Annotated in this window: 11 protein-coding genes; 6 read left to right on the top strand and 5 right to left on the bottom strand. The window is 59.3% G+C overall.

All coding sequences use genetic code 11. The annotated features are described in order from the left end of the window. The first annotated feature begins 120 nt into the window (after positions 1-120). From BM132_RS04025 to BM132_RS04015, 3 genes are all read left to right on the top strand, one after another. Entirely contained in the window at positions 121-1,176 is a 1,056-nt protein-coding gene (locus tag BM132_RS04025) for a hypothetical protein (RefSeq protein WP_092453435.1), read from the top strand. A 153-nt stretch (positions 1,177-1,329) separates the two neighbouring features. Beyond that, positions 1,330-2,832 carry an ATPase domain-containing protein gene (locus tag BM132_RS04020; protein WP_092398130.1) on the top strand — a complete coding sequence of 501 codons (1,503 nt, stop codon included), beginning with the start codon at positions 1,330-1,332 and terminating at the stop codon, positions 2,830-2,832. Beyond that, entirely contained in the window at positions 2,829-4,499 is a 1,671-nt protein-coding gene (locus BM132_RS04015) for an ATP-binding protein (RefSeq protein WP_092398128.1), read from the top strand. The genes BM132_RS04020 and BM132_RS04015 overlap by 4 nt, the downstream gene beginning before the upstream one ends. Positions 4,500-4,599: 100 nt before the next feature. Here the strand turns inward: BM132_RS04015 and BM132_RS04010 are convergent, their stop codons facing one another. Genes BM132_RS04010 through BM132_RS03990 form a run of 5 tightly spaced genes read right to left on the bottom strand, consistent with a single transcriptional unit; the run spans position 4,600 to position 11,137 of the window. Further along, on the bottom strand, positions 4,600-4,977 hold the full coding sequence (locus tag BM132_RS04010; RefSeq protein ID WP_092398126.1) for a response regulator: 378 nt from the start codon (positions 4,975-4,977) through the stop codon (positions 4,600-4,602). Beyond that, entirely contained in the window at positions 4,970-6,250 is a 1,281-nt protein-coding gene (locus BM132_RS04005; RefSeq protein WP_092453433.1) for a hybrid sensor histidine kinase/response regulator, read from the bottom strand. The genes BM132_RS04010 and BM132_RS04005 overlap by 8 nt, the downstream gene beginning before the upstream one ends. Positions 6,251-6,255: 5 nt before the next feature. Continuing rightward, entirely contained in the window at positions 6,256-6,843 is a 588-nt protein-coding gene (locus BM132_RS04000) for a chemotaxis protein CheB (protein ID WP_092453431.1), read from the bottom strand. Continuing rightward, a complete protein-coding gene (locus BM132_RS03995; protein ID WP_092453429.1) occupies positions 6,840-7,655 on the bottom strand; it encodes a CheR family methyltransferase in 816 nt (271 codons plus the stop codon). Before BM132_RS03995 ends, BM132_RS04000 begins: the two co-directional genes overlap by 4 nt. Further along, the gene (locus tag BM132_RS03990) at positions 7,655-11,137 is read right to left on the bottom strand and encodes a response regulator (RefSeq protein WP_092453901.1); all 3,483 of its coding nucleotides are present in this window, start codon (positions 11,135-11,137) and stop codon (positions 7,655-7,657) included. The genes BM132_RS03995 and BM132_RS03990 overlap by 1 nt, the downstream gene beginning before the upstream one ends. 248 nt (positions 11,138-11,385) lie before the next feature. On the opposite strand from BM132_RS03990, the gene BM132_RS03985 reads away from it, so the two are divergent. The 3 genes from BM132_RS03985 to BM132_RS03975 all read left to right on the top strand — a co-directional run bounded on the left by BM132_RS03985 (position 11,386) and on the right by BM132_RS03975 (position 14,114). Continuing rightward, the gene (locus tag BM132_RS03985; protein ID WP_047229106.1) at positions 11,386-11,757 is read left to right on the top strand and encodes a response regulator; all 372 of its coding nucleotides are present in this window, start codon (positions 11,386-11,388) and stop codon (positions 11,755-11,757) included. Positions 11,758-11,837: 80 nt separating this feature from the next. Next, positions 11,838-13,151 carry a glycosyltransferase gene (locus tag BM132_RS03980; RefSeq protein ID WP_092453427.1) on the top strand — a complete coding sequence of 438 codons (1,314 nt, stop codon included), beginning with the start codon at positions 11,838-11,840 and terminating at the stop codon, positions 13,149-13,151. 57 nt (positions 13,152-13,208) lie between these two features. Then, positions 13,209-14,114: an AraC family transcriptional regulator gene (locus BM132_RS03975; protein WP_092398116.1), complete on the top strand. Its 906-nt coding sequence runs from the start codon at positions 13,209-13,211 to the stop codon at positions 14,112-14,114. Positions 14,115-14,349 lie beyond the last annotated feature (235 nt).

Below are 14,349 nucleotides of genomic sequence, written 5' to 3'. Positions count from 1 at the left end.
CGCTATCGCGAGCAGGCTCGCTCCCACAGGGTCTGGGGCAAATACTTTCAAGGTTTGACTCAAGCCTGCACCTGACCGAAGCTGGCGGCATTTTACGCTTCCTGGTTATGGACTACCTGCATGCCCTCGCCTCGCCGCTATCTGTTGCTCAGCCTGTCCGTCCTGTTGGTGATCGGTCTAGTCGCAATGTGGCTACGCAACACGACGCCGCCAATCCCCGAGGCAATCAAACGTGGCTACAGTGAAGCCCTTGAGCACGCACGCAATGGGCAGCCAGGCGCGGCGCGGATGCTCTATCAGCAATTGGGTCGCCCGGACCTATCGCCCAAGCGCCGGGTATGGCTGCACGCCGAGCTACCGAACTACCCAAGTCCCCAAGCCCTGAAGCTGGCGGACGCGGACCTGCACAGCGAGTCGCCGGATGTGCGTCGAGCGGCCATTGGCAGCATCAGCGGGCTGGTGCCAACCGGCCAACGCAGCCTGTTGCTGGGGCCGTTGCTCGAAGATCAAGACGCAAGCGTGCGCTTCGCCGCAGTGAACGCGTTGCTGGGCCTATCGCCGGATGAGCTTGGTTTGTACTTCGGGCCTATGCAGCTTGTCATCGGCAAGTGGGAGCAGATGCTTGAAGACGGTCCACAAACCGCCGAGTCCCACTATCAGCTCGCCCGGCTGCATTTGCATAACGCTGAACTGAAAAAGGCTCAGTTGGCGCTAGAACAAGTCCTGCGCCTGCAATCGAACAACCTGCCGGCGCTGGTCATGCAGATCGACGTGCTGGACAAACAGGGCCAGGCCGACGCTGCACGTCAATTGCTCGCCCAACAGTTGAAAACCCAGCCGGAGTCGGCTTATCTGCAACATGCATTAGGTCTGTGGCTGCTGCACCATGGCCAGGCGGAGTACGCGCTGCTTGGCTTGGCAAAAGCCGTGGAGCTTGAGCCCGATAACCGACATTACCGTTATGACCTGGCAACCACCCTGTATGCCGAACAGGAGCTGGAAGCAGCGCAGAAACAGTTGCAGGAAATCGTCCAGCGCTACCCGGCTGATCGCAGGGCGCGAGTGTTGCTGATCAACTACTGGAAGGAGTCCGGGCAGTTGCAGAATGTGCAGATCCTGTTGGCGCAACTGGAGCAGCTCAACCCCGATGATCCGGCGCTGCAGCAAGGCCTGTAGGCGTTGCGCCGATGCCAGAAAATTGAGCAGTCCACCTCGTTTTATCAACGAAAGCGGAACCGTGATCACGGCAAAAGGTCAAGTGTTCAGGCAGTTCATTCTTAGGCGTACTCCAGCCTGCTGCCCACTTCCCTAGTCATGAGAGGGCTTTTTTTGTCTACATCTAACGAGTTGATCAGCGCTAAAGCCGCCACCGGTATCGAAGGGCTGGATGACATCCTTTCCGGTGGCTTGTCCCGCGGCCATGTGTTCCTGCTGGAAGGGGAACCCGGGACCGGCAAGACCACGGTCGCGTTGCAATTCCTCTTGGCCGGCGCTCTGGCCGGCGAACGTTCGTTGTACATCACGCTGTCGGAAACCGAGCGTGAACTGCGCCAAGGCGCGGCATCCCACGGCTGGACGATCGACGAGAATGTCCATATCTTCGAGCTGACCCCTCCCGAAAGCCTGCTCAACGCCGAGCACCAGCAAAGCCTGCTGTACTCCTCAGACCTGGAGCTGGGGGAAGCGACCCGGCAGATTTTCGAGGTGGTCGAGCGGGTCAAGCCGACCCGGGTGGTGCTCGACAGCCTGTCGGAGATCCGCCTGCTGGCGCAAAGCTCTCTGCGCTATCGCCGGCAGATCCTGGCGATCAAGCATTACTTTGTGCGCTACGACGCCACGGTGCTGCTGCTTGATGACCTGACCACCGAATCCCTGGACAAGACCGTGCACAGCGTCGCGCATGGGGTGATTCGCCTGGAAGAACTGACGCCCAATTATGGCGCCGAGCGGCGACGCATTCGGGTGGTCAAATACCGCGGGCAGAAATACCGTGGTGGTTATCATGACTTCACCATCATGGGCGACGGCATTCATGTCTTCCCGCGTCTGGTGGCCGCCGAACACCGCGGGCAATACCTGCGCGAGCAATTGTCCAGTGGTCTTGATGGCATGGACGCCTTGCTGGGCGGCGGCATCGAGACGGGTTCCAGCACCTTGATCCTGGGCCCGGCCGGCACCGGCAAATCGCTGATTTCGATGATTTTCGCCGCGGCCGCCGTGCAGCGTGGGGAAAAAGCCGCGCTGTTCATCTTCGATGAAGAATTGGGTCTGCTGTTTGAACGCATGAAAAACGTCGGCATCGACCTGGAAGCGCTCAGAGAGACCGGGAACCTGGTGATCGAACAGGTGGACGCCGCCGAACTGTCTCCCGGCGAGTTTTCGCATCGGGTACGCCGTTGTGTCGATGAAGGCAACATCAAGACTGTTGTGATCGACAGCATCAATGGCTACCAGGCCGCCATGCCGGAAGAAAATGCCCTGGTGCTACACGTACATGAGCTGCTGCTCTACCTCAACCGCAGGGGCGCTGCGACCTTCATGACCGTGGCGCAACACGGTCTGGTGGGTGACATGCAGGCGCCAGTGGACATTACCTACCTGGCCGACACGGTGATTCTGTTGCGTTATTTCGAAGCGCTGGGCAAAGTCCGCCGAGCGATCTCCATCATAAAAAAACGCACCGGCAGCCACGAATCCACGATTCGCGAATACCGCATCGGCAGACAGGGCATGACCATTGGCGAACCGCTGGAAGCTTTCCAGGGTGTATTGCGTGGGGTGCCGAACTACATGGGAGCGGATAATCCGTTGCTCAAGGATGATCCACAGTGACGTTGACCGAGCCCCTGTCGGAGCGGGCGTTGATTCTCGCGCCACTGGGGCGCGACAGCCAGATTGCCCTGATGATCCTGCGCGAAGCCGGCTTCGGCGGCCTCATCTGTCAGCATCTGGGCCATCTGTGCGAAGAGCTTGAGCACGGCGCCGGCCTGTTGGTGATTTCCTCCGAAGCCCTGGTGGGGCCGGATCTGGAAACGCTGTTGTTGCATATCGAAGAACAACCGGCCTGGTCAGACCTGCCGATTGTTTTGTTGACCCACCACGGTGGGCCGGAACAGAACCCTGCGGCGCGTATCGGCACCCAGTTGGGCAACGTCACGTTCCTCGAGCGGCCTTTTCACCCGGTCACGCTGGTGAGCGTGGTCACCACCGCGCTGCGTGGTCGGCGCAGGCAATATGAAGCCCGAGACCGGCTGATCGACCTGAGTAACAGCGAACTGCGCCTGCAAACCACCCTCGAGACCCTTGAGCAACAAGTGGAAGAACGCACGGCCCAGCTGCGCCACAACGAGGAAGCCTTGCGTCAGTCGCAAAAAATGGAAGCGGTCGGGCAACTCACGGGGGGTATCGCCCATGACTTCAACAACATGCTCACCGGGATCATCGGCAGCCTCGAACTGCTGCGCCGGCGCCTGGCCCGAGGCCGCACCGAGGACCTGAACAGCCTGATCGATCTGGGGGTGACATCGGCCAATCGCGCAGCCGGCCTGACGCACCGTTTGCTGGCCTTCTCCCGGCGACAATCGCTGGACTCAAAAGCGGTGCAGATGAACACCCTGGTGCTGTCCATGGGCGAGCTGTTGCAGCGTAGCCTCAACGAGAGCGTCCGGCTGGACATGCAACTGGACGATCAGCTCTGGATCGCCGAGGCCGACCCGAACCAACTGGAAAGCGCCCTGCTCAATCTGGTGCTCAACGCCCGGGACGCAATGCCCGACGGTGGGCAACTGGTGGTCAAGACCTTCAATCAACAGCTGGATGCCGACTTCACCGAGGCTTATACCAACCTGGAACCGGGTGATTACGTGGTATTGAGTGTGCAGGATTCCGGCTGCGGGATGCCTGAAGCGGTCATCAATCGTGCGTTCGACCCTTTTTTCACCACCAAACCGATCGGCCAGGGCACCGGGCTGGGGCTGTCGATGATCTATGGGTTCAGCAAGCAGTCGCGTGGTCACGTGACAATTGACAGCGAAGTCGGCAAAGGCACCACCGTGAACCTCTATCTGCCGCGCTTCGTGGGTGAAGAGGTCAATGAGCCACAGGTTGATACCCAGCACGCCCCTTACGCGCAGGACGGTGAGACCGTGCTGATCGTCGAGGACGACCCGGCGGTGCGGGTGCTGGTCAGCGCCGTGCTGAGCGAGCTGGGCTATGCCTTCGTCGAGGCCGCCGATGCTGACGGCGCCGTGCCGATCCTTCAGTCAAGCCAGCGCATCGATCTGTTGATCAGTGACGTGGGCTTGCCAGGCATGAACGGCAGGCAACTGGCGGAAATCGGCCGGCAGATCCGCCCGGACCTGCGGGTGCTGTTCATCACCGGTTATGCTGAGCACGCAGCGGTGCGCGGCGGCTTCCTGGACCCGGGCATGCAAATGATCACCAAACCGTTCACCTTTGACCTGTTGACGGCCAAGGTGCGGGAGATGATCAAGGTGTAAGGCGGCCAAATGTCAGCACAACGTTCGTCCGTGACCGGGGATTTTGTGGCAGCAAAGCCTGCTCCCACAAAACCTCGCCCTCCGTCATCCCTCTCCACGCCTACGACAACATCGTGCGCATCATATTCTGCAACACATCCAGGTCGAACGGTTTGCCCAGAATCGGGGCCGTGCGGGTGATGGGACTGTCGGTGTCGCGCACTTCCTGTGCGTAACCACTGATAAAGATGACTTTCAGGTCCGGACGCAAGCGGACCGCCGGTTCCGCGATCTGCACGCCGGTGATGCCACCGGGCAGGCGGAAGTCGGTGATCATCATGTCCAAGTGGGGCTTGCTGGCGAGGATCTCGAACGCCTGCTCACCGTTTTCGGCCTGCAGCACTCGATAGCCTTCGCCCGACAGGTAGGCCGACAATACCATCAGGATCGACGGGTCATCCTCGACGATCAGTACAACGTCTTGCGCATCTTCACTCATGAGAAGCCTTTGTTCGATCAATAGCTGCTGATACGACCGTAGGGTCACCCAGAGGTTGCGTCTGTTCGACGGTTTTGGCCAGGACCGTTTTCTGCAAAGGCAGGCAGACGCGAAACAACGCCCCTTCATTGAGGCGGCTATTGACCGTAATAGTACCGCCATGGGCGGTCACAATCTGCTCGGAGATGAATAAACCCAGGCCCAGGCCGGATGTGACGGCTTTGGACGACACCCGCTCGAACTGCTGAAAGATGCGCTGCTGGTTTTCCTCGCTGATGCCGATACCGTGATCCTGGACTTCGACGCAAGCATGCTCAGGCGTGCTGAAAACGCGCACTTCAATCGGCCCTTTGCCGCCATAACGCAAGGCGTTGGTCAACAGGTTCGACACCACCTGTTCGATCCGAAACTCATCCCATTGTCCCTCCACCGATGGCTCTATCGTGCAAGTCACTGAGCATTCGGCCGCCGCGATCTGCGGCTGGAAGTTGCGCAGCAGGCTTTCAACCAGGGTCGCCAGGTTGAAGCGGCTTGGCCGGATGGATAATTTGCCAGTACGAATCCGAGATACGTCGAGCATGTCCTCGATCAGCCGGATCAGGCTCTTGATCTGGCGCTCGTCGCGCTCAACCATCGCTCGCACCTTATCCAGGCTGAAGGCTGCGGCGTTGTCTCGGGCCAGGTGCATCTTGCGCAGTTGCGTCTCGAGAATCAGGCCGTTGAGAGGCGTACGGACCTCGTGGGCGACGATCGACATGAAGTCATCACGCATACGAACCGCCTGTTCCAGCTCGCCGCGAGTGGCCTGCAACTGTTGCAACAAGGCCTCCTGCTCGCGGCGACTCTCCTGCAATGCAATGACCTGCTCCTTCATCGCCTTTCTCTGGCGATACAGCTCGACGAACACATTGACCTTGCTTTTGACGGCGTGGTTGTCCAGTGGCTTGTGCAGGAAATCCACCGCGCCACTTTCATAGCCGGTGAAGGCATAGTTGCGCTCACGGCCGGCGGCGCTGACAAAGATGATAGGAATGCTGCGGGTCCTCTCCGTGCCGCGCATCAGCTCGGCCAGTTCAAAGCCGTTCATTCCCGGCATCTGTACATCAATGATGGCCAAGGCAAAGTCGTGTTGCAGCAGCAAGGACAGCGCCTCATCGGCCGACAGCGCTTTGAAAACCTGGCGGCCGTCGAGTTTGATCAGCGCTTCCAGGGCCAACAGATTTTCTGGCAGATCATCGACGATCAGCAGTTTGGCTTGAATATCTCTTGGCATGTGGTTCATTCCAGAGCGGCCAATAATTGGCCGATGCCTTGCAAAGTGAGGATATGGTCGGGCTCTTGCAGGGCAAGTGCTGCTTCGGGCATGGTCGAAACCTGGGCTTCGTCAGGGTCCTGGACTACCGTGATTCCACCCCGCTCCCTGACCTTGGCCAGCCCCTGGGCACCGTCGTTGTTGGCGCCGGTCAGCACTACCGCCAGCAGGTTCGGGCCGAAGGCGTCGGCGGCGGATTCGAACAGCACATCTATCGACGGCCGCGAATGGTGCACCGGTTCCTCCAGGCTCAACGAAAGACTGCGGTCGGCTTCGACCGACAGGTGATAGCCGGGTGAGGCAACATACAAAGTGCCCGGTTGAATGTTCTGCTTGTCCTGAGCTTCCTGCACCGGTATCGCCAGACGATGGCCGAAGACCTGGGCCATCTGGCTGTCGCGCTCATCGGGCAGATGCAGCACCACCAGAATGGGTACGCCGAAGCCCTTTGGCAGTTGCCCAAAGACTTTGAGCAGCGCTTCGACGCCGCCGGCGGACGCACCGACGACAACGGCTTGGATGGGCGATCTGGATCTGTGCATCGTCTGGTTCATAACTTGCGATAGATCCGTTCCTGTTTGACCAACGGCTCGAATTGCTTGCCGAAAGACGAAAAATCCAGTGTCTCTTTGCTGCCCAGTACCAGGAAACCACGGTGACAGAGGGACTCATGGAACAATCCGAACGCGCGATCTTGCAGCTTTTTGTTGAAATATATCAATACGTTACGACATGAAATTAACTGGGTTTCTGAGAATACGCTATCAGTCGCCAGGCTGTGATCGGCAAAGGTCACGTTCTCGCGCAGGGTTTTGTCGAACATCGCGTAATCGTAGGCGGCGGTGTAGTAATCGGCAAATGATCGCCGCCCTCCCGCGCGCTGATAGTTCTGGGTGTAGGCCCGCACGTTCTCGAGCGAAAAAATGCCTTGCTTGGCTTTTTCCAAGGACCGCGGATTGATGTCGGTGGCGTAAATGAGTGTGCGTTCCAGCAGCCCTTCCTCGCGCAGCAGGATCGCCAGGGAATAGACCTCCTCCCCGGTGCTGCAACCGGCGATCCAGATCTTGATCGAAGGATAGGTCTTGAGCAGCGGCACCACTTCTTCGCGGATCGCCAGGAAATGCGACGGGTCGCGAAACATCTCACTGACAGGGATCGTCAACAGTTGCAGCAGTTGCATGAACATGCCTGGGTCGTGCAACACGCGCTCCTGCAGCGCCGAGATGGTCTTGCATTCGAACTGGCTCAGCGCGTGCTGGACCCGGCGCTTGATGGAGGCGCCGGAATAGTCCCGAAAATCGTAGCTGTACTTGAGGTAGATCGCGTCGATCAACAAACGGATTTCAATGTCAGTGTTACGTTCCACTAAATTCTTTCCATATTCGGCAACCACACGCGAATCAGCGAGAACAGACGATCCAGATCGATCGGCTTGGCCAGGTAATCGTTGGAACCAGCCGCCAGGCAGCGCTCCTGATCATCCTTCATGGCCTTGGCCGTCACGGCAATAATGGGCAGCTTGCGCCAGCGCGGGTCCTTGCGGATCAGCGCGGTGGCCTCGAAACCGTCCATCTCCGGCATCATCACATCCATCAGCACCAGGTCGATGTCGTCGACTTCGTTCAGACGCTCGATCGCCTCATAGCCGTTACGGCCGATGACGACGATCGCCCCCTTGGCCTCCAGGGCACTGGTCAGGGCGAAAATGTTGCGCACATCATCGTCCACCAGCAGCACTTTACGGCCCTCGAAAACCTTGTCGCGGCTGCGGGCGGTCCTGAGCATCCGCTGCCGTTCATGGGACAACCGGGATTCGACTTTGTGCAGAAAAAGTGTCACTTCATCCAGCAACCGCTCCGGCGAACGGGCGCCCTTGATGATGATCGAGCGTGAATACTTGCGCAGTTCGGCTTCTTCATCGCGGGTCAGGTTGCGCCCGGTGTAGACGATCACCGGCGGGAATGAGCAGATATCTTCGGTGGACATGCGCTTGAGCAGGTCATTGCCCAGCATGTCAGGCAGCTTCAGGTCGATGATCATGCAGTCATAGACGTTGCTTCGCAGCAGGTCCAGGGCTTGCTGCGCCAGGCCGACAGCGGTGATCTCGATGTCATCGTCACCGATCAGCCGGGTGATGCTGTCACGTTGCAAATCATCGTCCTCCACCAGCAGCACCCGCTTGACCTTCTGGGTCAGCTTGGCTTCCAGGCGGGCGAATACCTCCTTGAGTTCTTCGCGAGAGGTCGGTTTGACCGCATAGCCGACGGCGCCCATGTGCATCGCGGCTTCTACGCGATCCTCGACGGAAATCACATGTACCGGGATGTGCCGGGTTCCAGGTTGCTCCTTGAGCCGCTGCAACACCGTCAGCCCGGAGTGATCCGGCAGGCGCATATCCAGCAGGATTGCATCGGGGATCAACTGCGAGGCCAGGTCGAAGCCTTCATCGGCACCTTGGGCCACCAGACACTGGTAACCGAGCTCGTGGGCCAGGTCGAACAGGATCCGGGCAAAGCTGGGCTCGTCTTCGATCACCAGAATGCACCGGGTGTTGAACGGTGCCTTGTCGCGGTCATCGGCGAAGGGGGCGATGGGCACATCGACTTGGGCGATCAGCGGTGCGCTGACGGGTTCAGGGGGCGCGGGGGGCGCCATCGTGGTGGCTGCAGTGAACATCCCCGGTTCTACCAGCGGCTCACCCGACTCGACGTAGCGTTCTGGCAATACCAGCGTAAACACACTGCCCTGCCCCGGTTCGCTGGAGACAGAAATCGAGCCGCCAAGCAGGCTGGCCAGGTCACGGGAAATCGACAGGCCCAAACCGGTCCCGCCGTACCGGCGATTCGTAGTGCCATCGGCCTGGCGGAAGGCTTCAAAGATGCTTTGTTGTTGATCGGCGGCGATGCCGATGCCTGAGTCACGCACCATGAACGCGATGCCCGCCCCGGCCTGGCCGGCCACCGTCAGGCATACCGTGCCTTTCTCGGTGAACTTGATGGCATTGGACAGCAGGTTCTTGAGTACCTGTTCCAGGCGCTGACGGTCGGTATACAGCATGGCCGGGGCGTCGGGCAGCAGTTGCACCTCGAAGCTCAGGCCTTTTTCGCTCGCCAGGGGCATGAACATGTCACGCAAGCCTTCCACCAGGCGCGTCACGCCGGTGTTCTCCGGGCGCACTTCCAGCTTCCCGGCCTCGACCTTGGAAATATCGAGAATGTCATTGATCAGGTTCAGCAGGTCGTTACCGGCGGAATAGATCGACTCGGCAAATTTCACTTGTTCTTCGTTGAGATTCTGCTGCGGATTCTCCGCCAGCAGCTTGGACAGGATCAGTGAGCTGTTGAGCGGTGTACGCAGTTCATGGGACATGTTCGCCAGGAACTCGGACTTGTATTTGCTCGAACGCTGCAACTCTTCGGCGCGTTCCTGCAACTGGATCTGCACCAGGTTCAGTTCGCTGTTCTTCTGGTCCATGGCATCGCGTTGTTCAGCCAGTTGCTCGTTGGTCTGTTCCAGTTCCTGTTGCTGAGCTTCCAGGTGCGCCTGGGATTCCTTGAGGATGCGCGACTGTTCTTCCAGCTCCTCGTTGGCGGTCCGCAGTTCTTCCTGCTGAACTTGCAGCTCTTCGTTCAACTGTTGGGTTTCGGCAAGGACTTCCTGCAAACGCTGCCGGTAACGGGCCGCTTCGATGGAGGTGCCGATATTGCCAGCCACCAGTTCCAGCAGTTCGATATCGCGATCGGTCACAGGTCGCAGAAAGCCCAGTTCGATAACGCCGTTGATCCGGTCATCGTCGCTGGTGGGCATGACCAGCACACTGTTGGGCAAACCCTGGCCCAGCCCCGAACTGACTTGCAGGTAGTCGTCGGGCACGTCATCCAGGCGGATGAGACGCGCTTGTTGAACCGCCTGGCCGGCGATGCCTTCGCCGACAACGATCACCTGTTGTTGTTCTTCGTTCTCTCGGGACATGCCGTAGGTGGCGACGCGCCTGAGCAGGCCGCTTTCTTCCCGCGCATAAAGTGCGGCCACGACAGCGCCCATGTATTGGGCACAGAACTGCAGGATGTTGCGACCCAGCAGGTTCAACGTCAGTTGCCCCAGGACCTGCTCGGCCAGCAGCGTCTGGCCATTGCGCAGCCAGGCCTGTTTTTCCAGATGCAACGCGCTCTGCTGCTGGATCTTCAGGCTGGCGCTGTAGTTGTTGGACAGCCCCAACAGATCCCGGCGCCCGACATAGGCCAGCAAGCCGCTGACGGCGGCCACGAACAACAGATACAGAGCGATGCTCCAGAGGGTAGTGGCGCGCACCTGGTCGTTGCGTTCGGCACGCAGCTGCTGCTCGGATTCAACGATATCCTCATAGGTCTTGCGTATTTCATCGGTCAAGCGCTTGCCGCGCCCGGCCTTGACCGCGCCGCGGTAATCGCCGCTGTTGCGCTGCATGTCAATCATGCTCTGGGCGTAATTGGCCCACTCCACCTGGAGCGCTTGTACCTTGCGCAGCCGGTCAACCTGGACGGGGTTGTCGGCTGTCAATTCCAGCAATGTCTCCAGGGCGACAGCGATACGCGGCTTGGCCACTTCGTAGGGGTCGAGGAAGTGCTCGTCGCCCGTCAGGAGGTAACCGCGCATGCCGGTTTCCAGATCCACACTCAGCTTGAGCGCTTCGTTGGCATTATTGATCACGCGATCGGTATGCCCGACCCATTGGATGACCGACAGCAGATAGGTGATCAGCACGACGAAAAACACAGCGCTGAGGGCGCCGATACCCAGGGGCAGACTGATATTGCGGCTCAGGAGCTTGCGAAAACTTTGCTCGTCAACCGAAGACGAAGGAGTCATGGAATAAGCCTTGGTGGACAGTTGAAAACCGTGGAGTTTGCCGAATAATACCGGTTGGATCCACATTCTGACGGGGCAAAGGCGCAAACTCCACGAAAAGCCTGAGGAAGCGACGATCCTTGTCAGCTCTTGTACTATAGATCCTTTCTTGTACAACCCTGGGAACTTGTGCCCCCTCGCTACTTACTCATGCATAAGGCCGTTTTTTTTGGCGCACTCCCCAACCCAATACCCCGAGAATGTCTACCATGCACAACCCCGCTCCTGATACTCAGCCGACCATTCTGGTAGTCGAAGACGACGACATCGTTCGTATGTTGATTGTCGACGTGCTGGAAGAGCTGGAATACCAGGTACTGGAAGCGGACGGCTGCGAACAGGCCCTGGCGTATCTGCGCAATGATGCGCAGCCCATCGCTCTGATGATGACCGATGTCGGCCTGCCGGTGATGGACGGTCGCGAGCTGGCCAAGCAGGCCCGATCGGCGCGGCCTCAGTTGCCCATTCTGTTTGCCAGCGGTTACGCCGAAAGCATTGATGTGCCCGAAGGCATGGCGGTGATTGGCAAGCCTTTTTCCATTGATCAGTTGCGCGATAAGGTCAACGGCATTCTTTCTTGAGCCTGACGCAATTGTTGGTCACTATCGGCGCCCCGCGCTGATAGCGCCCACGTCGATTCGTTCCAAGGAAGCACCCGCTCATGCGTCAACCCACCGCCACCAAGGTCCTGGTTATCGGCTATGTCTGGCCCGAGCCGCGCTCATCGGCTGCCAGCGGGCACGTCATGCAGATTCTGGATGCCTTCCTCGGACAAGGCTGGGACATTACCTTCAGCAGTCCCGCAGGCCCTGGTGAGAACCGTGCCGACCTGATCGCGCTGGGCATCGACGAAGTGCCGATCGAGCTCAACAACAGCAGCTTCGACGCATTCATCGCTGAACTGGCTCCGGATATTGTGTTGTTCGACCAGTTCATGATGGAAGAACAGTTCGGCTGGCGGGTCGAGAAACACTGCCCCGGGGCCCTTCGTGTGCTGGAGACGTCCGATTTGCAAAGCCTGCGCCACGCCCGGCATCAGCGGCTCAAGGATCGTTTGAAGAAGGATGACGTTTCCCAGGATTTCCGCGATCTGTTTGCGCAGGACCTGCGTCAAGCGTTCGAGTTGATGGCCGGCACCGACCTGGCCAAGCGTGAAATCGCCGCCCTGCACCGGTGCGACCTGAGCCTGATGGTGTCCGAAGTCGAGATCGAGCTGCTGGTAGAGCACTTCAAACTGCCCCGCAACCTCTTGCATTGGTGCCCACTGATGCTGGACCTGCCGAGCGAGGAACGCGTGCCGTTCGAAGATCGGGCGCATTTCCTGAGCATCGGCAACTTCCGTCACGCGCCGAACTGGGACGCCGTGCTCTGGATGAAAAACGCCATTTGGCCATTGATCCGCCAACAGCTGCCCGACGCGCAACTGCACCTGTATGGCGCCTACACCCCGCCCAAGGCTGCGGCGCTGCACAACCCGGCCCAAGGGTTTCACATCATGAACTGGGCCGAAGACGCGCTACAGGTCATGTCGGCGGCGCGTGTCTGTCTGGCGCCGTTGCGTTTCGGTGCCGGCATCAAGGGCAAGCTGATCGATGCCATGCTGTGCGGCACGCCCAATGTCACCACACCCATCGGCGCAGAGGCCATGCACGGTGAAATGCCCTGGCCTGGATCGGTTGCCCAAAGCGCCGAAGATATCGCCCGCGCCGCTGTGCAGTTGTACAGCGAACAGAGCCTATGGACCCGCGCCCGGGATAACGGCCTGGCGCTGCTGGCGGACCGTTACCGCCAACAGGTCCACGCCCAGGCGTTGATTGACTGCCTCCAAGCCTGTCGCGCCGACCTTGAGCAACGGCGCCGGGATAACTTCACCGGCAGCATGTTGCGTCACCATCAGCACAAGAGCACTCAGTACATGTCCCAGTGGATTGAGGAGAAGAACCGCAACAGCCAGGCAGCTAACGCTCCGGGGTAGCCCCCGTGCGGCGAAGGGGGCATTATCCAACGGCAATAACAATAAAAGCGCCAGGCCATGACCCGAACAGCAAGAGTCACCGATCCTTCCTACGAGTTGATGGACGACCATAACGGGTTGTCCATCATCTATCGCCAGCACGGCTTCCCGTGCCCGCTGGTGCGCTGGCATTTCCATAAGGAATACGAGTTGCACCTGATCGTCGCCAGCTCCGGCAAGGTGTTCATCGGTGACTACATCGGCAACTTTTACCCGCAATCGCTGTTTCTCACCGGCCCCAACCTGCCCCACAACTGGATCAGCCAGGTGGCCGAGGACGAAGTGGTGCCCAAGCGTGACATGCTGGTGAACTTTACCGACGAGCTGTTCGAGAGCGGTCATCAGGTGTTTGCCGAGCTCAAGACCGTCACCCCGCTGTTGGAGCGCGCCCAGTACGGCATCGAATTTCGCTGCAAGCGCACCATCCGCCAGGCCATGATCCTGATGCAGCGCATCGCCGATTCCCAAGGCATGAGCCGCCTGGGGCATTTTTTCATCCTGATGGAGCTGCTGGCCGCAACCGATGACTATCAATTGCTTTCCGGAGCCACCGCCTCGCAACCGGCGGACGAGCACAGCATCGACCGTACCAACCGGGCGGTGGATTACATCTTCGCCCATTACGCTCGTGAATTGTCCCTGGAAGAAGTGGCCGACCATCTGGGCATGAAACCGACGTACTTCAGCCGCGTCTTCAAACAGGCCACCGGCCGCTGTTTCATCGAGTTCGTCAATCGCCTGCGCATCAGCAAGTCCTGCGAATTGCTGGCCGACGGCGACAAACCGGTGACGGACGTGTGTTTTGAATCGGGCTTCAACAATATTTCCAACTTCAACCGGCGCTTCCAGCAGCTCAAGGGCATGACCCCTTCCCATTACCGGCGGCTGGCGGTGCAGCGGTTGACCGAACAGAACCAGGGTTAACAAACCCGACGATTCACAACACCCTGTAGGAGCTGCCGAGTGCAACGAGGCTGCGATCTTTAACCGGCAATAGAGTCGTGAGCAGAATGATCGCAGCCTTCGGCAGCTCCTACGGATCGGTGAAACTTCCATCCAGTGCAAAAAAGTATCAGCACAAGTGCGACGGATGATTTGTCACGTCGTCGATTGAGGGCTGTAATCAGCGCACATTCTTCCCTTCATCCGGAAGACACAA

The sequence above is a fragment of the Pseudomonas sp. NFACC45 genome, from assembly GCF_900113505.1.
GTDB classification, from domain to species: Bacteria; Pseudomonadota; Gammaproteobacteria; order Pseudomonadales; family Pseudomonadaceae; genus Aquipseudomonas; species Aquipseudomonas tehranensis.
The sequence above is the reverse complement of the archived record's forward strand: the minus strand, read 5'-3'. Positions and strand labels throughout refer to the sequence as shown.